Below are 19,892 nucleotides of genomic sequence, written 5' to 3' on the forward strand. Positions count from 1 at the left end.
TTCGTTGCTCCTGTACTGTTTACGCAATAGGTGACCTTCGTGTTCCGCGATCGCAGTGCGATGAATCGGTAGCACGACGCCGATAAAGTCAGCGTACGGAAAAAACGATCCATACCGATTCATATCGAGCCGAAGCGATGCTGGCTGCCTGTCCCTTCCGTGACGCTGCATGTCGCGGATGTGAATTCTTCGCTGATTTAGACGTCCCCGCAAACTAGATTTAATATCGCGGATGGAAAGAAAAAATTTGTAGCTGATGAATTCGCCACCTCCCAGATCGCTCTCAGTTCCTGCCTGACAAAGTTTTTCTTGTAGTGGAGGATAGAAATGATGCCGGGTTTGGAGATGGTTCGGCGGCGACGCATTCGGTTATTCAGGGCGATCGAGTTGCTTGGCAGGGGAGTGACGCGGTCCGCAATGGAACTCAGATATGGCTCAACGTCAGCCTTTGTGTGCGCGTTACCGATCCGCAAGCATATATGCGGCGGCGCGGAGAGCACGCGAGTGTTCGGTTGCCACCGAAGGCTTGCGCAAAACCCTCGGAGCCAGCGAGTGGAGATGAACCCAGCCGGCGCTGAATCAGTCCTGCAGAGGAGGGTAACGCTAAGGGGATGACCACGTTTTGAAGAGCAGGCGAACCGTCCGTATCGCAAGGTAGCCAATGAACAGGTTGGCGCCGACGAATACGGGTATAGCCAGCAAATGCGCCGATCGCACGCCCGACTGCGCTAGCTTGAGGCTGCAGACCGTTGCGGCGGCGACACCGAACGTATAGGCCCAGTAGGCAGGGATAAAGGACTGCACGCCGAGCCACAATCCGAGGCGTAGGCCAAGCAGCAGTTGGAAAATTCCGTAACCCCAGAGCATGAGAAGCCAGTGGTCCGTGCTACCTGGAGACAATGCCAGCCAAGCCATGGCGCAAACGACCGGCGGGGCGAACTGAATGCCAATGAGGGGGCGCTGACGCGCGGGTATCGCTGTGGAATGCCATAGCCGATGGATTACCAGCGACTCGAGGGCCAACCATGAGAACAGCCCGGCACCTAAAAATAGCCAACCCCAGTCCGGACACCCTAACGAACCAAGCGCCGCTGCGCTAGTGAAGTTGCCGGCAACGGTCGGCAGGTACAGGGTCGGCACCATGTCCTCCGAGTTCCTGCCGCCCTGCCATAGCGTGCCTGTGTGCCAGAGAGAGAAACCCACGTGCCATGCGATGCCGCTCATGGCCAGAAGCCACGCCATGGTGATCGAGTACGGAAGCACTGCAATGGCGACGAGCAACGTGGAGACTGCCAATAACGCAGGCGTGCCGCCCTGCACAGGATGCAGGAACTCGGCTTTCACAGCCTCGAAGTTCTGGATGGCTTGTCGCAAGTAGCCAATGGCCAGCATGGCCCAGACCACCCCCGCGATGGCCAGAAGCGCTTCGGCAATGGTGGGCGGCAGGCCCCATAGCCGTGCCGCCATGCGCCATGCCTGCCCGAGCCCGGAGACGCCCAGGACTGTGCCGAAGTGTGACGCCGGAATGTGAGTCCGGCATATCTGCATAAGGCATGTCGTCGTCGGCGTCGCCGTATCGCAATGATGGTGTTCATCGCGCGCGGGCGACGCTGTGAGCGAGCAAACCTTATTGCTGTTGTCCACAGCAGCTCTTCGCCTGAGTGCATGCGTTGGCGGCCGCATCCTCGATTCGCACGGGCGTGTAACCGGCATCCGCAATGGCATCCCGCAGCTCGCTTGGATCGGCGTCGGTCGATTCGATCGTCACCAGGTGCCTGGCCAGGTCAACGGTGAACTTGGCATCGTTGTCCACGGCCTTCAGCGCTTTCGTGATCAGGCTGACGCAGTGGCCGCAAGTCATGTCATTTACTTCAAAGGCAATCATGAGACTTCTCCTAAAGGGGTTTGTCGATGAGACGCTGGAACTATCCGGTTTCCCATCGCCGTAATGTCAAGAGGCATTTAGCAACTAGTACCAAATGCGAATGCCGGCGACCCACTGCTGATCGAAGACGGCTTGATGATCTTCACGGGCGAAATCGGCTGTGCCGCCGAAGCGGCGCTTCCACTCGACCCCGATGTAGGGCGCGACGCGCCGATTAATCTCATAACGCAAACGCAACCCGAACTGGGCGTCGGAGATTCCAGCGCCGATCCGCCTGGCAGGATCCGACCGGCCATACGCGTTGACCTCGAGGTCCGGTTGCAGGATCAGTCGCTGGGTGAAGCGCATGTCGTACTCCGCGCGCACGCGGGCAGCGGTTCGCCCTGTTGGATCCACGTAGCCGGTGGCCTCGATATCGAAGTTGTACGGCACTATGCCTTGTACGCCGAATGCAGCCCAATGGCGAGGCGGTCCATCGCCGAAGTCCAGCCGTATCCCGAGCACTGTGTCCCAGTAAGCCGCGACCGCATGACTCCAGAGCGCCTCGACATCGGCATCTTCAAAGTGGCCGCCGCTACGTTCTCCTTCGCTGCGGACCCACAGCTTGTTGCTGTCGCTGCCGTACCATCCGTGCATTTCCCACGCCAGTCCATTGGTGTCCTTGTCGTGGAATGCTTCCAACTGGTCGAATTGCAGCATGCCCAGTGGCGCGGCGTCGTCCATGTCCATGCCCGGCTCGGAACTGGCGCTGACACCTTCGGAGTAGTCGGGGCCGCGCGCGTTGGGCGGTGCGCTGCCGCCCTGCATGGACCCCATTCGCATGGGCATCGGATTCTTGCCGTGCGGCGCAGCGTTGCCGTTTTGCATGGAGTCCATCATGGGGTGCATCTGCATGCCGGGCATCGAATGCTCGTCGTGCGGCGCCGCGTCGCCGTTTTGCATGGAGTTCATCTTGGGAGGCATCTGCATGCCGCCCATCGAACTATCATCATGCGACGAAGCGTTCGTCGAGGGCATCGAACTGCCGGCGGGGGGCTGAGCCACCTGTGCGATGGACAGGGCCGGCGCGGCCAGCAGACCCGCCGCGAGCCACAGAAAGCGCCGCGGGAGCATGGCGGCAATTTGTCGGGTTTTAATCATGACACGACCACCTCGCGGAACATGCCCGCAAACATGTGATAGAGCATATGGCAGTGGTAGGCCCAGTGTCCCGGCGTATCGGCCGTCACACCATAGGCGATACGTTGCGCAGGCTGCACGTTGATGGTGTGCTTGCGCACCTGGAAACCACCGGACGGATTTTCCAGCTCGCTCCACATGCCATGCAGGTGGATCGGATGATTCATCATGGTGTCGTTGACGAGCACGACGCGCACGCGCTCCCCGGTTCTCAAGTGAACCGGCTTTGCATCGGAGTACTTCACGCCGTCGAACGACCACATGAACCGCTCCATGTTGCCGGTAAGGTGCAGTTCGATTTCGCGGTTCGGCTCGCGCGGGTCCAGAGACCCGCCGAGCGTATGCAGATCGGCGTAGGTGAGGACGCGGCGGCCATTCCCGCGCAGGCCCGCGCCCGGGTCGTCGAGATTGGTGCGTGGCATGTCGACACGCATGTCGACACCGGGGCCATATTCGGTACGAGCGTGATGCGCGGGCGGCGTCGCGGCCATCATGCCCATCATCCCCATCCCGGGTTTCCCCGACATTCCCCCTTGCGCATGCATCCCGCCCATCATCATTGCGCCCATCATGTCTGCCTTGTCCAACCAGCCGACCGGGTCCATTGTTGGGACGTCCGCCTGCATGCCCAGGCGCGGCGCGAGCGTGCCGCGCGCATAGCCGCTGCGGTCGATCGATTGGGCGAATACGGTGTACGCGCGGTCGTCTTCGGGCTGGACGATGACGTCGTAGGTTTCGGCGATGGAAATGCGGAACTCGTCTACGCTCACCGGCTCCACATCCTGTCCGTCGGCGCTGACCACGGTCATCTTCAGGCCCGGAATGCGCACATCGAAGATCGACATCGACGAGCCGTTGATAAAGCGCAGACGCACCTTTTCGCCGGGCTTGAATATTCCCGTCCAATTGTCGGCCGGTGAGTGTCCGTTCGTCAGATAGGTATAGATCTGTCCCGACACGTCGCTGTAGTCGGTCGGATTCATACGCATCTGCTCCCACATCTTGCGCCTCGCTAAAGCACTACTCAGCCCATGTTCCCGCACGTCGCGGAAGAAATCCGGCGCTGTGGGCATGGCGTAGTTGTAGTAATCGCCCGACTTCTTCAGCGTTGCGTAGATGTGCTCGGGGTCATCGTCGGACCAGTCGTTGAGCATGACGACATAGTCGCGGTCGACCGCAATGCGATCTCCCCCAGCCGGTTCGATGACCAGCGGACCGAACACCCCCGTTTGTTCCTGAAAGCGCGAATGCGAGTGGTACCAATAGGTGCCGGCCTGCCGCACGGGGAAGCGATAGACGAAGGTCTCGCCCGGTGCGATGCCAGGAAAGCTGAGGCCAGGCACCCCGTCCATCTCAGTTGGAACAAGAATGCCGTGCCAATGAATGGAAGTCGGCACCCGTAGCCGATTGGTCACGCGCAGCGTCACTGTGGTCCCCTCCTTCCAGCGGAGTGTGGGCCCGGGAAGGCTGCCGTTGATGGTCGTGGCCAGGCGTGAATGGCCAGTGTAGTTGACGGGGGTCTCGGCGATATCCAGCGCGAAATCGGTACCGCTCAGCACGGTCGGCTGGTCGGGGCTGGTCAGCGCCCAGGTGCGCGAGGACTGGAGTAGGCCAAGTGTGGCAGCGGCACCGCCCAAGGCCACGCCTTGAACGAAGCGCCGCCGCGACGTACTGGTTGGTGGATTACGACTTTGCATGGAATTCTCCGTGATCTACGGCAGTCGGTGAGCCATGAGATTTCTCGACTGGTTTTTTCGATGAGACGGCGGGACTGTAGGGCTTCCTATCGTTGGAATGTCAATAGAGCCGTTGCAAACGCTGTGACGTAATCGAAAATTTTTTTCATGCCCCGCTTGACCTTCCGATGATGGGAACGACGAAGCTGCTCTCCATCGAAACACCAACGAAACGGAGATCACCCTCATGAGTACGACCGCTTCAACATCCAAATTCCAAGAATTCAAGCTGCCCATCGAAGGTATGACGTGCGCGAGCTGCGTCTCGCGCATTGAGAAGGCGCTGGAGGCGCTGCCGGGCGTCGAAAGCACGGCAGTCAACCTCGCGACCGAGGAAGCCACGGTTCGGGCGTCCGCCGATGTGGACGTCGGGGCGCTGGCCGACGCCGTCCGCAAGGCCGGATACGATGTCCGCTCCAGCCCGATCGAGCTCGGGATCGAAGGCATGACCTGCGCATCGTGCGTGGGCCGGGTGGAAAAGGCGTTGCTGAAGGTCCCCGGCGTCTCGGCCGCATCGGTGAACCTAGCGACCGAAAAGGCGACGGTTACGGCGCATGGCGGCGTGTCGTTCGCGACGTTGGCCGGGGCTGTCGAAAAAGCCGGTTACGGCGCTAAACCGGTCGAGGCCACATCGGCGGCATCGGCCGCACCGGCTGCGGCAAGTCTTCCGCAATGGTGGCCGGTGCTCGCTGGTACGTTGCTGACGCTTCCGCTGCTGCTGCCGATGCTGCTGCAGTTGTTCGGCATCGAGTGGGAGCTGAGGGGCTGGGTGCAATTGGCGCTGGCGACCCCGGTGCAGTTCTGGCTCGGCGCTCGTTTCTACCGCGCCGGCTGGAAAGCCGTGAAGGCGGGCAGCGGCAACATGGACCTGCTGGTCGCGCTGGGCACAAGCGCGGCGTACGGGCTTTCGGTTTTCCTGTTGTGGCAGCACCGCAACGGCGATACGCCGGATCTGTATTTCGAGGCATCGGCCGCGGTCATTACTCTGGTGTTACTCGGTAAATGGCTCGAATCGCGTGCCAAGCGGCAGACGGCCGATGCAATCCGCTCGCTGAATGCGCTGCGGCCGACTGTTGCTCGCGTCCTAGTGGATGGCGTCGAAGTCTCCACGGCGGTCGAGCAGGTTGCCGTAGGTGACGTCGTGGTTATCCGTCCCGGCGAACGCGTACCGGTGGATGGTGAAGTCATCGACGGCCGCAGCCACATCAATGAGTCGCTCATCACCGGCGAGAGCCTGCCGGTCGCGAAGGCTGTCGGCGACAAGGTGACCGGCGGTTCCGTCAACGAGGAAGGTGTATTGCAGGTCCGCACGCTGGCCATCGGCACCGAGACCACGCTTGCCAGAATCATCCGCATGGTGGAGTCGGCGCAGGCCGCGAAGGCTCCGATTCAGCGCATCGTCGATCGCGTGAGTGCGGTTTTCGTCCCCGTCGTCCTCGGGCTGGCGCTGTTGACCTTCGTCGGCTGGTTCCTTTACAACGGCGATGTGCAGCATGCCGTGATCAGTGCCGTTGCGGTGCTCGTGATCGCCTGCCCCTGTGCGCTCGGCCTCGCTACGCCGACGGCCATCATGGCGGGTACCGGTGTGGCTGCACGCCAAGGCATTTTAATCAAGGATGCAGAGGCGCTCGAAGTTGCCCACTCGGTGACCCTCGTGGCGTTCGATAAGACGGGTACGCTGACCGAAGGCAAGCCGTCGTTGGTTGCAATCGAGGCAGCCGGCGCCGGCGATCCAAACGAGGTGCTGCAACTTGCGGCCGCGCTGCAGAACACCAGTGACCACCCGCTCGCGCATGCGGTGCTCGACAAGATCCGAGAGCATCGCATTGCCGTGCCGCAGGCGCAGGAGGCTAAAGCCTTGCCGGGCCGCGGAGTGCAGGGCGTCGTGCTCGGGCGGCAGATCCTGTTGGGCAGCACGCGGTTGATGAACGAGTCTAACGCGGCTCCGGGAGCGCTACTGTCCGAAGCGGAGCGTCTCGAGGGTGAGGGACGGACTATCTCCTGGTTGCTGGCACAAGAGGAAAGTCGAACTCGCGTGTTGGGACTGCTGGCCTTTGGCGACACCGTCAAGCCCGCGTCGTACGCGGCCGTCAAGCGGCTGCGCGAGCTGGGCATCAAGACGGTGATGCTGACCGGTGACAACCAGGGCAGTGCCAATGCCGTTGCGCGGGACTTGGGCATCGACGAAGTCCGTGCCGAATTGTTGCCTGGTGACAAGGCGTCGATCGTCGATGGCCTGCGCAAGCAAGGCCACGTCGTGGCAATGGTCGGAGACGGATTGAACGATGCGCCGTCGCTGGTGGCGGCGGACGTTGGCTTGTCGATGTCGACGGGCACCGACGTGGCGATGGAAGCGGCGGGCATCACGTTGATGCGCGGCGATCCCCGCTTGGTGGCGGATTCGTTCGACGTCTCGCGTCGTACTTACTCGAAAATCAAGCAAGGCTTGTTCTGGGCGTTTGCGTACAACGTGCTGGGTATCCCGCTGGCGGCTTTGGGCTTGCTGAACCCGGTCATTGCCGGGGCAGCCATGGCCTTCAGCAGCGTCAGCGTCGTCAGCAATGCACTGATGCTGCGTCGCTGGCGGGGCGCGGCGACTGCCGCCGGCGCGCTTGGCCCGACGCAAGGAGATTGACTATGAACATCGGCGAAGTCGCGGCGGCATCCGGTGTCTCGACCAAGATGATTCGGCACTATGAGGGTCTCGGGCTGTTGCCGCAGGCGAGCCGCTCGATGAGCGGTTACCGGCAATACAGTGAAAAGGATGTGAGCAGGCTGCGGTTTATCCGCCATTGCCGCGACCTCGGTTTTTCGCTAGATCGGATCGGTGACCTGCTCGATCTATGGCAGAACCGAGAGCGCTCCAGTCGGCAGGTGAAGATACTGGCGCAGGCCCACATCGCGGAGCTCGACGAAAAACTGAGGGAGCTTCACGAGATGAAGGCGGCGCTCGAACACTTGGTGCATGGGTGCCATGGCGACGATAAATCGGACTGCTCAATCATCGAGTCGCTCGCGTCCACAGCAGCCATGCGAGACGGTGCCACCAATAGCCCTGTCCGAAAAACCTTGCCCGACAAGCGACGGAAGTTCATCCGTTGAATTCGAACTTTCCGTGTATCGAATGTTGTAATGCTCAAGCGACTGCCCGTGGAAAAATACGATTCGAATTCAATCCACGGGCACTCTGAAGTTTTGGTCGCCTCCCGCAAGAACCCAAGGCCATGACTTAGCTGGACCCAGTACTTCTCTCTAGTGTTCCCGTCGACAGCGTGTCGACGGGGGCAATGATTGGGTGCTGCCGTGCCGGCAGTTGAGTGGTGCGCACCGCTCAACAAGTTATTATTTTGCGTTTTTCGAGCGTCAGGCCTTCCGACTTCCAGCGCCGACACTTTTTCCGCTGGTTCGGGTGCGCATCGAATTGCTGCGCCAGTTCGGCCTGTGTCCGCTCGCCTCGGACCGCTGCCTGAGCAATTCCGCTTCGAGGGCCGCCGACTGTATCCATCGGGTTCTCTTCGTCATTTCCTCGGTTCCTTTGCCACCATTCTTTCCGGTTCAGAGACCGGCCAAACCGCTTATCCGACTGTCCTAATTTGCGTGGCCTCCCTGGTTGGCATGTCGCGCCTTTCATCGGCATGGTGTGAAAGCTACCGCTTCCGCGCTCCGCTGATTTTGCGCGTAACGATCATCAAGGCGTCTTCGATCAGCAGTGGGTCGCCGGCATTCGCATTTGGTATCCCTTGCTAAAAGTCTCTTGACATTCCAACGATGGGAAGCTGGATAGTTCTAACGTCTCATCGACAAACCCATTAGGAGAAAGCTCATGATTGCCTTTGAAGTAAATGACATGACGTGTGGACACTGCGCCGGATCGATTACCGAAGCGCTGAAGGCTGTTGACAATCTCGCGAAGTTCACCATCGACCCGGCCAGGCATCTGGTGACGATCGAGTCGACCAATGTCGATCCGAACAAGTTGCGCGATGCCATTGCGGATGCCGGTTACACGCCCGTGCGAGTCAAAGAAGAGATTGCCGACGCATGTACTCAAACGAAGAGCTGCTGTGGACAACAACACTAAGGGTTGCTCGCGCGCGGCGTCGGCCGCTCGGACGAGCACCATCATTGCGCGGCGGCAATCTTACTGCACCCAGTGATTCACCCATATTTTCCTATATAAAACGCTTTTTCTCGAAGATCAAAAAAAAGGATCAGTCATGAAACTTCGACAACTCGTTCTGAGCAGCGGTCTTGCATTTGCTGTTGCGGCTATGACTTATACCTCGGCGTTCGCTGCGGACGCGGCAGCGTCCGCAGCGGACACCGCCAGCATCACGACAAGCAAGCAGACAGTTACGACGAAGAAGTCAATTCGCGCAGCCAACCGCGCATTCTCCAAGACCGTTCAGAAGGCCCTCACCAAAACCAAGGGCCTTGAGGCAACGTCGATCGCCGTATTCGGTGATGCGAAGACAGGACACGTGACGCTGGGCGGCCACATTGACAATGAGCAGCAGAACGATTTGGCTGTCGATGCGGCGCAGAAAGTGCAAGGCGTCACGTCAGTTAGCAGCAAGCTGACGGTTCGCCAGGAAGGCGGACATTAAAGCCGTCAGCGCGGCGGTCAGGTTTGGCTGCCGCGCACATGAACGTGCTTCTGTTTTCGCACTATGTCCGCGGAAGCTACTGGAGATGGATCGATGGCCGCGCTATCCGAAGACGATTTCGTGCTTCGCACGTTGTTGAACGTTCTTAGTCCGTCTGCCGAGCAACTCAACGCGTGTGCGAAAAAACAATTGGTGACGCTCAAGAAGCGTCGCAGCAGCGTATGTCCACCTGTGACTGAAGATCATCGGCATCTAGCGAAGCGGCCTTCCAACATCATGGTCGTGGACCGGTTGTCGTCATACACGATGAGCGTTTCGTGGAGCGATCCGTGTGCCGGTCGATACACAGAGCAGATCTGGTGCACCGGCGTCGCCCCCGTCGCCGCGATCTGCGTACTGACGGGGCGCACCATCAATCCCGGCGACCGGGTGTTTCGTCCCCGTACACGCGAGATGCGCGTGCCGCCTAATTACTATCAGATGATTCTGGCGGAAACGATCGGAGATTGCTCCGACTTGACGATCAATGGCGCATGATATTCCGCTTCGTAGCGCGTACGTCTCGCATATCTCTCCTTGCTTGAGTTTCAACGCTCAACAAGGGATTCGCATTTTGTTTCGAAGGCAACCGCCAATTTTTTTCGTGCACTGCTTGACATTCCAATGATGGCAAGGATCAAGCTGATATGTATCGGAAGACTGACGAAGAGGAGATCGCCATGAGCACGACCGCTGCACCGACCGGCCCCTTGGAATATAAGCTGCCCATCGAAGGTATGACGTGCGCAAACTGCGTCTCGGGCATAGAGAAGGCGCTCCAGACGCTGCCGGGCGTCGAAAGCACGACAGTCAACCTCCCCACCGGGGAAGCCACAGTTCCGGCGTCTACCAACGTGGACGTCGGGGCATTGGCCAACGCCGTCCGCAAAGCCGGCTCGATTCAAGGGGCTTGACCATGAACATCGGCGAAGCAGCGTCCGTCTCCGGCGTCTCGACGAAGATGATTCGGCATTATGAAGGCCTCGCGCTGTTGCCGCAGGTGAGCCGCACGAGCAGCGGTTACCGGCAATACAGCGACAAGGACGTGAGCAGGCTGCGGTTTATCCGCCACGGCCGGGACCTCGGTTTTTCGCTGGACCGGATCAGCGAGCTGTTGGATCTCTGGCAGAACCGCGAGCGCTCCAGCCGGCAGGTCAAGGCTCTGGCGCAGGCGCACATCGTGGAACTCGACGAAAAACTTAAAGAGCTTCAGGAGATGAAGGCCGCGCTCGAGCACTTGATGCACAACTGCAATGGAGACGACAGGCCCGATTGTCCAATCATCGAGTCGCTGGCGTCCGAAGCAGCCGTGCGAGACGGTGCTAACAACGCCCACGCCCGAAAAACGCTGCCCGACAAGCGACGAAAACCGGCTCGCTGACCACGAGCGGCGAATTGGCTGTCGGGCAAGAATCGGGGCATAAAAGAGCCGCAGCCTATGAATTACACCCCAAGGCTTGGACCACAATCCAACTCTTGGGGTTTTTTGTACTGGAGTACAGACGAGCAGAATCGGTCAACGCCCATCTGCAAAAGATATTCCATTTCCATAGAAAGAAATGTCTATGGTAGCCGCGCGGAACATGGCGCTGCATCGCTCTTTTAACCGGCCTCGGCTCGCAAGATGGCTGACGCCTTTTGCATCGACCTGAAACCGAAAGCGCTGAGCCCCGTGCAACACAGAAGTCAGCCCTTTTACGCCTAACCTTCCACTGTCAAATGTAGTGAGGGCAGTCTCACGGCGCTCGTTCTTCTCGCAATTTCCAGACCTGGCTGCTTTAGCCCATCGATGCCGCTGGGCGCGGTGTCATACCGCCGTCGCGCCCGCTGCTCGTGTTTCGCGTCTTTCCAAATCTGAGGAGACGCAAGGCGTTGAGCGTGACGAGTGCCGTTGCGCCGGTATCGGCCATTACCGCAACCCAGAGCCCGGTCACACCTAGCACGGTGGTGATGAGGAACAACGCTTTCAGGCCGAGCACGAAGGTCACGTTCTGCTGAATATTCGTCATCGTGGCGCGTGAGATGGCGACAAGGTGAGCAACATCGGTGACGCGACTCTTGAGCAGCGCGGCGTCAGCCGTCTCAATGGCGACGTCAGTGCCGCCCGCCATGGCGATGCCGACGTCGGCGGTTGCAAGTGCGGGCGCATCGTTGATGCCGTCGCCGACCATGGCAACCTTAACGTCCCGCTTCATTTTGTCGATGTGGCGCAACTTGTCTTGGGGCAGCAATTCGGCTTGCCATTCGATACCAAGCTGCGAAGCGATGGCGTGCGCTGTCCGGCTGTTGTCGCCGGTCAGCATGACAGAACGGATCCCCAGTTGCTTCAGACGTGCCACACCTTCCCTTGCGTCACTTCGGGGTTCGTCGCGCAGGGCTAACAGGCCGATGATTTCGCGGTCCTGCTCGTCGAACAATACCGAAACTGTCTTGCCACCATCCTCCAGCGCTTCGATGCGCTGGCGCAGGTCGGGTGGAAGTTTCGCTGCCTTGGCCGCGTGCGAAGGCGATCCGACTGTCAAATTGCGACCATTCACCGTTGCATGCACCGCCTTGCCGGGCGTCGCCGAGGCGTTCTGGGCGGAGGGGATGACGATGTCGGCATCTTCGGCATGCGCAACGATCGCCTTGGCGAGCGGATGGTTCGATCCTGATTCGACTGCTGCCGCGAGAGCGAGGACATCGTTTTCACCGCCGGAGCAGAGTGAGACGACATCGGTGACGCGCGGCTTGCCTTCAGTCAGAGTGCCGGTCTTGTCGAATGCAACGGCGCCTACGCGTCCGATAGTTTCCAGAGCATTGCCGCCCTTGATCAACAGCCCGCGACGCGTTGCGACCGCGAGTCCGGAGGCGATGGCGGCGGGCGTTGATAGGACGAGCGCGCACGGGCAGGCGATAAGCAGCAGCGACAGGCCCCGATAGAGCCAGGTTTCCCAACTGCCGCCAAAGGCGAGCGGGGGAAGCACGACAATCAGCGCGGCGATGCCCATCACGGCCGGGGTGTAGTACCTGCTGAGTTTCTCAATGAATCGGGCGGTGGGGGCTTTTGAAGATTGCGCCTGTTCCACCAGTTGGATGATTCTCGAGATGGTATTGTCTGCGGCCGCTTTCTCGACACGCACCTGGAGCGCACCGTCAACGTTGATCGATCCAGCAAAGATGCTCTCGCCGGAGGTCTTCGGGCGCGGAACCGATTCGCCCGTCACAGGAGACTCGTCGAGGCTCGATGCGCCGTGGAGAATCATGCCGTCGGCGGGAACACGGTCACCGGGGCGTACCAGGACAAGGTCACCGACGTTCAAAGAGGTTGCAGGCACGATGCGCTGCCTACCCTGCTGATCGAGTAAGACTGCAGTTTTGGGCACGAGAGTCGCGAGTGCCTTGATGCCCGCCCGCGCGCGGCCAGCCGCCACGCTTTCAAGCAACTCGCCGATTGCGAAAAGGAATACAACCGCAGCGGATTCCTCTGACTGACCAATCATGAGCGCGCCGAGCGATGCCACGACCATCAGCATCTCGATCGAGAAAGGCGACCCCGAGGTTGCCAGCGCCAATGCTTTGCGCGCGAAAGGGAGAACGCCAACAATCACCGCGGCTGTGAAGATCCAGCCTGCATACTCCGGGATCAAATGGGCTACGGCGTAGGCGACGCCCATCACAATGCCGAGGCTAATGACAAGTTTCCCTTTCTTGGTCTGCCACCAGCGCTGGGTGATGGGGGGTGCCTCGACGTTTCGCGGTGCGTCTGTGCGAGTGCCGTCGTACTGGGCGCTGGATACGCCAAAGCCTAGATTCTTGATCGTTTTCTCGATGTCTGATACCTGCGTGAACGCACCTGATGCGAGCGAAAGCCCCAACGTTTCCGCATTGAAATTGATCTGGACATCCGAGACGCCCGGCATGCGCGACAGGGCTGTCTCAATCTTGCCTACGCAGCTTGCGCAATCCATGCCGTCTACGCGCATAGTGAGGTTTGGCCCGACAGATGCGTGCTCGGATGGCTTCTTACTGGTCGATGCCTGCGACTTACACGACTCGTGACTGTGGTCACGGTCATGCACCTGGCTCTGATGTTGATGGTCATTGCAGACCTGTCCTTGCTGATCCTTATGGTCGCCTCCATCGTCATTCCCACGCAACTCGTGATCGTGTGCATCGCTGCACTGAAGACCGCCGTGTTTGTGGGCATTTCGACCGTGTGCTTGCTTACCGTTTGATTGAGCGGCATTGGCAAAGGCCGACTCGGTCGAAACCGCGCTCGCCGGTAACGCTGTCGCGTCGAAACCGAGATTGCGGATCTTTTTCACGATGTCCCGAGCCGTCGTTTTGCCCGACAAGCTGCGGCTAACAGACAACGTCTCGCTGGTGAATTGGACACTGATGTCAGATACGCCATTCAGACGACTCAGTGCCGTTTCAATCTTGCCTACACAGCTCGCGCAATCCATTCCTTCGACGCGAAATACGAGCTGTTCGTTATCCGCCGGTGCGGTGCCAACTGATTTTAAAGACATATTAATCTCCAGTATTGCCGATACAGCCAACGCGGATCGATACGTTCGAATTGGGAGCGCTCATGGCTAGCTGCCGACAGTTTGTTCAACCTATTCTGTAAGCTAGCCTTTCCAATCGTGGCAAAGTCAAGCCCAAATCGGTCCAAATTGAGGATCATGCTCAGTTGCAAGCAGGACATCGACCACGTCGTCGCAAGGAACTACACGCGGCAAAGATTTTCTTTTGATTGAAGACACTTTCTCTCGTTTGCCGGCGGAAACAAATCGGTGAAGAATCCCATAGAGCAGGGTAGCTTCCGGCAAAACGTGACCCACAGTCGATATTCGGGTCGCCGCCGCGCTCGCGAGTATGAATAGCTTTCTTTCCCATGCTCGCAGGCTTCAACGGTGGTCCTTCCCGAATTGGGAAGATGCCGGAGTTCGCAGCACGGCGGTAGCTCTATCCTGCTTTTCTTCAATCGGATCCTGCCGAGCAACAATTTAGCGAGATTTCAAATGAGCAATCAATTCAAGGGCAAGAAACTGCTGGTCGTCGGCGGCACCAGCGGAATGGGGCTGGAGACGGCCCGTATGGTCCTCGCCGAAGGCGGCAGCGCGGTCATCGTCGGGCATCGAGCCGATAAGGCCGAGGAAGCGCGGAAGGAACTGGCCACCCTGGGCCACGTAACTGCATTGACAGCGGACCTATCGAGCAACGACGGGCTGGCCGCGCTGCTCAAGACCATCGACGAGCAGCATCCGGATATCGACCTGCTCGTCAATGCGGCCGGCATCTTCTTCCCGAAGCCGTTCCTGGAACATCAAGATGCGGACTACGATCAGTATCTGAAGCTGAACAAAGCCTTCTTTTTTATCACGCAGAAGGTTGCCGCGAACCTCGTCGCGAACGACTGTCCCGGCGCGTTCGTCAACATCGGTTCGGTGGGGGCACAGCAGGCTATCGCCGCGATGCCGGCGTCGGCGTATGCCATGGCCAAGGCGGGTCTGCATTCGCTGACCCAGCACCTGGCCATGGAGTTGGCGTCGAAACGCATCCGTGTCAACGCGGTGTCGCCAGCGGTAGTCCAAACCCCGATCTACGAGAGATTCATGCCGAAGGACGAGGTGAACAGCGCGCTGCAGGGCTTCGACAGCTTCCACCCGATCGGACGTATCGGGACTCCGCAGGACGTCGCCGAGGTCGTGACCTTTTTGCTGTCGGACAAGGCAAACTGGGTGACCGGCGCAGTTTGGGACGTGGATGGTGGCGTGATGGCCGGCCGCAACTGATCCTTGCCGGGTAGGGGCCACGCGCTTGCCCTTACCCGGCGTTTGTTTCACCCGGGCAATCTAACTCGACTCTCCCGGTTGCCGACTTACTCTCCGGTCATCCAGCCCCAGCGGGCGAAAATTGCCCCGCCCGCTTTGGAACGAAGAAAATCAACGAACTCCTGGGCAGCCGGATTCTCTGTTCCACGTTTGGTCACCGCTACGCCTGTATCGCGATAGATCGCGTAGCGTGGCTCGATCGACACTGTCTCGGCGAGAGAGGGGTTTGATACTTCCCAGATGTTCCAGATAAGCCACGCGTCGATGTCGGGCTGTGCGATCCAAGTCTGTCGCGCGGTAGCGCTATTACCCGCGTAGCTTACGATATTGCCGCGCATCGCCGCGACAGTGCGAATATCGCCGAGGCGACCCGCAACGTCTTCCCATACGCCGTTTTGTCCCGCGCCATTGACCACCAGAATCTTCACGCCCGGGTTGAGCAAATCCGCCAGGCCATGGATATGGCGAGGGTTGCCGGGACGAACGAGGATCGCCATTGGTCGGAGGTACAGCGGAACCGGTGCTTGAGGTGTGAGTTGGTCGCCCATTGCAACGACAAAGTCCGACATCATCGTTTCCGAGCCGCTGAAGATCAGGTCAGCGTCGGCACGCGCGTGGTCGATCCATGATGGCGTCGGTCCGGCCGTGACGTCGACATGAGTACCCGTCTGCTTCTCGAACGCTTCGGCCGCCTCCTTCATTGCCGGAGCCGGACCTCCGGGCCCATAGACATGCAACACGGATTGTGGTGATGCGTGGACTGACGAGATGGACAATGCCAGCACGGTGGCAAGGCGCGTGCAAGCTCGCAGGGCGAACCTCTGATAGAAACTATTCATGAATATTCCTGAAATACCAAGTCCTGGGTGCGGTCGCTGATCGATTTGCATATCTTTCCTTCTGCACCGACATTGTTGGATGACTTCGCTGGCTGTCGCAAACAAGATGTTCTGCTGATGATCGAAAGAAAACCTTGACCGCGTATTAGTGTTACCTCGGAGTCGCCGCATTGTTGGTGAGGGATTTTGCAGGCCACGGCCCCCCAGAGGCGCCATGCGTACGTGAAACTCACGTGTCACGGAGGTCAGGCAGGGTTGAATTCACCTTGAAGATGGAGATGGCGGTGCGCAGTTCGATCGCCTGCTCCTCCAGCGACCGTGCGGCTGCCGCCGACTCCTCCACGAGGGTGGCGTTCTGCTGGGTCATGTGATCAAGCTGATTGACAGCGGTATGGACCTGGTCGATACCATCCGTCTGTTGCTCGGAGGCAGTCGAAATTTCAGCGACTATCTCCAGCACCTTGCGCACCGCCTGTTTGATCTGCTCAACACTGGCGCCGACCTCGCTGGCCTGGCGGGCGCTATCTTGGATCATGCCGACCGAAGTCTCGATGATTTCCTTGATCTCCTTGGCCGCCGCAGATGAGCGCTGCGCCAGCGAGCGCACCTCGCTCGCCACCACGGCGAATCCGCGCCCCTGCTCGCCGGCGCGCGCGGCCTCAACCGCCGCGTTGAGCGCCAGGATGTTAGTTTGGAACGCGATACCTTCGATGAGGCTGGTAATCTCCGAGATCTCGGCCGCGCTTTCGTTTACGCGCCCGATCGTACCGAGCATCTTCTGCACCGCCGAGTGGCCCATATCCGCAATGCCGCTCGCGTTCGTTGCGAGCGCCTTCGCCTCGTGTGCATTGTCCGCGTTCTGTTTCACTGTTTCGGTCAATTGCGTCATGCTCGCTGCGGTTTGCTCTAACGAGGCGGCTTGCTGTTCGGTGCGGTTCGCCAGCGAGGCGTTCTCCGAGGCAATTTGACTCGCTGCCGAATTGATGGTCTCAACGCTTGTCCGCACACCACCGATTACCTGTGCGAGGCGTCCATTCATTTTCTGTAAGGCTTGCATTAGCTGTCCCATCTCGTCGTCTGTCCTCGCCTCGATGCGCGCCGTCAAATCGCCGTCCGCGACGCGATTGGCTGATTCGACGGCCGCGCGCGCCGGCTCGGCCACAGAGCGGGTGATTGCGAAACTGCAGATAATGCCAAGCACAATTGCAGCGAGGGCGGTCCCTGCAATAGTCAGTGTGGCGCCACGCGCGGCGGCAGCAGCGTCGTTGCCGCTTTGCAGCATCAGATCGGTCTGGAATTTCACCAGATTGTCGATCGCGTCGAAGTACGTTTGTTGCTCCTTGCGTAGATCTCCAAACATGAGATCGATGGCCTGGTGTTGTTGTCCTTGCCTCGTTAGATCGACGACCTTGTCGCGCGTGTCCCGATAACGCAACTGTACTGCCTTCATCTCGTCGAAGAGCTTGCGTCCTTCCGTAAAGTGAATGAGCGCATCGAGCCGTTTGACCACCGGCTCGTACTTGCTGCGCGTTTGCTCGACTTGCTCCAGGTCTTTTGTGACTTCGTCCGAGTCGCGAGCAAGCAGCGCACGGCGCATCTGGCGCGCCGTAAAGTTCGCATAATCTTTGAGTTGATGGGCAAGCTCAGCCTTGAGATAGGTTTCATTGACCAACTCCTGGGTGCGCTGGCTTGCCGCACGGAGTTGAGTCGCTGCGAGGACCGAGATTGCGATCAGCAGCGCGATCAAAAGACCAAATGCTGCGGAAAGACGAACGCCGATTTTGAGGTTATTCATTTTGCTCATAGGTATCGACCACGAAAATTCCTGCTTTTTGAATGGTGTTGAAGAGCGCTCTGCGGGCGAAGGTATGGAAACGGACTTCGGCTATATCCGTTCACCTGGCACTCACTTCAATAAAAAAAGGGTGCCGTGCTAGCACGGCACCCAAACGATCCCGGAGACAGGGTGGAGGAGGATCCGGGATCCCAACGAGGTGGCGCGGCAGGCCGGAAGAACCTACCCCGGCATAGCGTCTTGTGTCTCCCGGGCAATCAAGAGAACGTTGGTCTGACTCAGCAGCGCCTCCTGGCACTCGGCGGGCTACGCCAAATCGTCCCCAAAAGACAATACGTCTTCAATGCCCTGCCGGAAGCGGTAAGCGATTTCCCTTCGCTGCGAGACGCTCAGTTGCGGTACCGCTGCATCGACGTTTTTTTAGTGCACCGCGAGCCGCTTGCCAAAGTGGGATACCGCCGCGGCGTTCGACGTCAACGCTTGCTGGTATGCCTCCATGTCTTCTCCGCAAATGTTTGACGTTATTGCCGGCATCAAAACGTCTCCCATTTTTGTGCCCCCGAGCCTTTCGCCGGAGCGAGAGTATCGGCAGGGGCGGGTTGTATCGATCTAGTGCGGTAGCTTTTCCTTGATCTTCGCTACCGCCGCCAGAGCGCAGGCTTCATCTTTGTCGCCTCCCGGCGAACCACTCACGCCAATGCCGGCGATGATTTCATCCCCGACCTTGATGGTGACACCGCCCGGCAACGTCGTCACGTTCGGCGTGGATGCTAGGGACTGTGCGGCAAGTGGGGGGAAATTCGACGTGAGTAGATTCAGGAACTGACTGGTGCGGTCGAAATGGAAAACCGGCCCCATCGAAGCTGCGGTATATGCCTTTCGATAAGAGGAGTCCTTCGTATGGATCGCCGCGTGATCGCCTCGCAAGACAGCTTGTGGCGTTCCCGCTACGTCGACCACGGTTGCTGTCACGGCATAGCCCTTCGCGCTGCACGTTTGCACAGCCTCGAGCGCCGCTTCGAATGCGAGATTCATCGTTAGGACGTAGCCACTAGTCGAAACCTGGGCGTGTGTCGCCGATAGCGAAGCGAGGCTTGCGATCGCGATCGCGCCGAGCGTGATCGCATTTTTTGTTTTTGGCATCTGATTTCTCGTGAGGAGTGTTGGCCGGGCCAGCACTCTCGAAGTGTGAGCCGGGAAAAGCATAATTTCTTTGTGCGAGCAGATTCTGACGTCGCAAAACGTGCGCGTGGTATAGAACCAGAGGCTTGCATGAACAGACCTATTGTTCAACTTGCAACGCTCACTCGCAAACGAGATATTCTGTTTTCGATTGAAAGAAAATATTTAGATTGGTTGCGTGCGACGGCACATCGCGCCAGACGCTTCCTCGCTTGTACGAGCCCACTTTGTCTGGCGACGACTGAGTGGCGAAGCAAGGACTTTTAAGCGCCCGCTCTAGGTTGGGGTCTTGGAACGGACCTGCCTGCGCACCTCGTCAGCGACAGGGTGCAGAAGACGAGGCGCTTCAGTGCCGACCACGCTGTAGCCAAGTCCACGCGCCGCCCAAGTGACCTCTCCGACGTTTCCCGCGGTATGTTCCATCATGGGCGCCTCCTTCTCATGGATCATCGGCCTGATCATGACGGCCATGCGTGTCCCATCGGCGCTGTCGTAGAAGAACAAACCGGCGGAACCGTGAACCGTTGAGACCAATCTGCCGCCGACATACTGGTAGCCCGCCCGACCTAGGTCCGGAATCTCGATCGGCCGCTGCAGCTTGTCCGACAACAATCTGAGCAATCCCGCCTTATCGGTGCCATCGGCGGGATCGGTTGCATATGCCATGTAGCTGCTGCCTGCCTCCCCTGCGAGTACGGCAATTCCGCCGTTAGGCGTCAGTGCCCCCCGCATATGCCAGCCACCGATGGTCCCGGTCGCGAGTGCAAGCACGAGTGCAGCGGCCGTTCGCCAAGCCGAAGGGCCTGAG

Annotated in this window: 17 protein-coding genes; 8 read left to right on the plus strand and 9 right to left on the minus strand. The window is 59.4% G+C overall.

Annotated features, from left to right (window positions below):
• Positions 1-603: 603 nt before the first annotated feature.
• The 4 genes from tehA to BN2475_RS29305 all read right to left on the minus strand — a co-directional run bounded on the left by tehA (position 604) and on the right by BN2475_RS29305 (position 4,761).
• A complete protein-coding gene (gene tehA / locus BN2475_RS29290) occupies positions 604-1,644 on the minus strand; it encodes a dicarboxylate transporter/tellurite-resistance protein TehA (protein WP_245841668.1) in 1,041 nt (346 codons plus the stop codon).
• On the minus strand, positions 1,628-1,885 hold the full coding sequence (locus BN2475_RS29295; RefSeq protein WP_094782919.1) for a heavy-metal-associated domain-containing protein: 258 nt from the start codon (positions 1,883-1,885) through the stop codon (positions 1,628-1,630). The genes tehA and BN2475_RS29295 overlap by 17 nt, the downstream gene beginning before the upstream one ends.
• Positions 1,886-1,969: 84 nt before the next feature.
• Entirely contained in the window at positions 1,970-3,025 is a 1,056-nt protein-coding gene (locus tag BN2475_RS29300; RefSeq protein WP_094782920.1) for a copper resistance protein B, read from the minus strand.
• Positions 3,022-4,761 (minus strand): copper resistance system multicopper oxidase, encoded by a 1,740-nt coding sequence (locus tag BN2475_RS29305; RefSeq protein ID WP_094782921.1) that lies wholly within the window; start codon positions 4,759-4,761, stop codon positions 3,022-3,024. The genes BN2475_RS29300 and BN2475_RS29305 overlap by 4 nt, the downstream gene beginning before the upstream one ends.
• Positions 4,762-4,987: 226 nt before the next feature.
• On the opposite strand from BN2475_RS29305, the gene BN2475_RS29310 reads away from it, so the two are divergent.
• From BN2475_RS29310 to cueR (BN2475_RS29340), 7 genes are all read left to right on the plus strand, one after another.
• On the plus strand, positions 4,988-7,435 hold the full coding sequence (locus tag BN2475_RS29310; RefSeq protein ID WP_094782922.1) for a heavy metal translocating P-type ATPase: 2,448 nt from the start codon (positions 4,988-4,990) through the stop codon (positions 7,433-7,435).
• Positions 7,436-7,437: 2 nt separating this feature from the next.
• The gene (cueR, locus tag BN2475_RS29315; protein WP_094782923.1) at positions 7,438-7,902 is read left to right on the plus strand and encodes a Cu(I)-responsive transcriptional regulator; all 465 of its coding nucleotides are present in this window, start codon (positions 7,438-7,440) and stop codon (positions 7,900-7,902) included.
• Positions 7,903-8,623: 721 nt separating this feature from the next.
• A complete protein-coding gene (locus BN2475_RS29320) occupies positions 8,624-8,881 on the plus strand; it encodes a heavy-metal-associated domain-containing protein (protein WP_094782924.1) in 258 nt (85 codons plus the stop codon).
• Between the two features lie 136 nt (positions 8,882-9,017).
• On the plus strand, positions 9,018-9,407 hold the full coding sequence (locus tag BN2475_RS29325; RefSeq protein WP_094782925.1) for a BON domain-containing protein: 390 nt from the start codon (positions 9,018-9,020) through the stop codon (positions 9,405-9,407).
• 93 nt (positions 9,408-9,500) lie between these two features.
• Positions 9,501-9,944, plus strand: a complete 444-nt coding sequence (locus tag BN2475_RS29330; RefSeq protein WP_094782926.1) for a DUF3331 domain-containing protein — start codon at positions 9,501-9,503, stop codon at positions 9,942-9,944.
• A gap of 149 nt (positions 9,945-10,093) precedes the next feature.
• Positions 10,094-10,360 (plus strand): heavy-metal-associated domain-containing protein, encoded by a 267-nt coding sequence (locus BN2475_RS29335; protein WP_094782927.1) that lies wholly within the window; start codon positions 10,094-10,096, stop codon positions 10,358-10,360.
• Between the two features lie 2 nt (positions 10,361-10,362).
• A complete protein-coding gene (gene cueR, locus BN2475_RS29340; protein WP_094782928.1) occupies positions 10,363-10,827 on the plus strand; it encodes a Cu(I)-responsive transcriptional regulator in 465 nt (154 codons plus the stop codon).
• A 397-nt stretch (positions 10,828-11,224) separates the two neighbouring features.
• On the opposite strand, the gene BN2475_RS29345 is transcribed toward cueR (BN2475_RS29340), so the two are convergent.
• Positions 11,225-13,960, minus strand: a complete 2,736-nt coding sequence (locus BN2475_RS29345; RefSeq protein ID WP_094782929.1) for a heavy metal translocating P-type ATPase — start codon at positions 13,958-13,960, stop codon at positions 11,225-11,227.
• Between the two features lie 495 nt (positions 13,961-14,455).
• Here BN2475_RS29345 and BN2475_RS29350 point away from each other — a divergent pair, with 495 nt between their 5' ends.
• Entirely contained in the window at positions 14,456-15,229 is a 774-nt protein-coding gene (locus tag BN2475_RS29350; protein WP_094782930.1) for an SDR family NAD(P)-dependent oxidoreductase, read from the plus strand.
• 86 nt (positions 15,230-15,315) lie between these two features.
• On the opposite strand, the gene BN2475_RS29355 is transcribed toward BN2475_RS29350, so the two are convergent.
• The 4 genes from BN2475_RS29355 to BN2475_RS33960 form a co-directional block, all read right to left on the minus strand.
• A complete protein-coding gene (locus BN2475_RS29355; RefSeq protein ID WP_094782931.1) occupies positions 15,316-16,107 on the minus strand; it encodes a substrate-binding domain-containing protein in 792 nt (263 codons plus the stop codon).
• A 229-nt stretch (positions 16,108-16,336) separates the two neighbouring features.
• Positions 16,337-17,902 (minus strand): methyl-accepting chemotaxis protein, encoded by a 1,566-nt coding sequence (locus tag BN2475_RS29360; protein WP_159444623.1) that lies wholly within the window; start codon positions 17,900-17,902, stop codon positions 16,337-16,339.
• Positions 17,903-18,511: 609 nt separating this feature from the next.
• Positions 18,512-18,937, minus strand: coding sequence for a GlcG/HbpS family heme-binding protein (locus BN2475_RS29365; RefSeq protein WP_218023737.1), 426 nt, complete (start codon positions 18,935-18,937; stop codon positions 18,512-18,514).
• Between the two features lie 423 nt (positions 18,938-19,360).
• A complete protein-coding gene (locus tag BN2475_RS33960) occupies positions 19,361-19,750 on the minus strand; it encodes an anti-sigma factor (RefSeq protein WP_143325965.1) in 390 nt (129 codons plus the stop codon).
• Positions 19,751-19,892: the final 142 nt, after the last annotated feature.

It is taken from the genome of Paraburkholderia ribeironis (genome assembly GCF_900019265.1).
Classification (GTDB): domain Bacteria; phylum Pseudomonadota; class Gammaproteobacteria; order Burkholderiales; family Burkholderiaceae; genus Paraburkholderia; species Paraburkholderia ribeironis.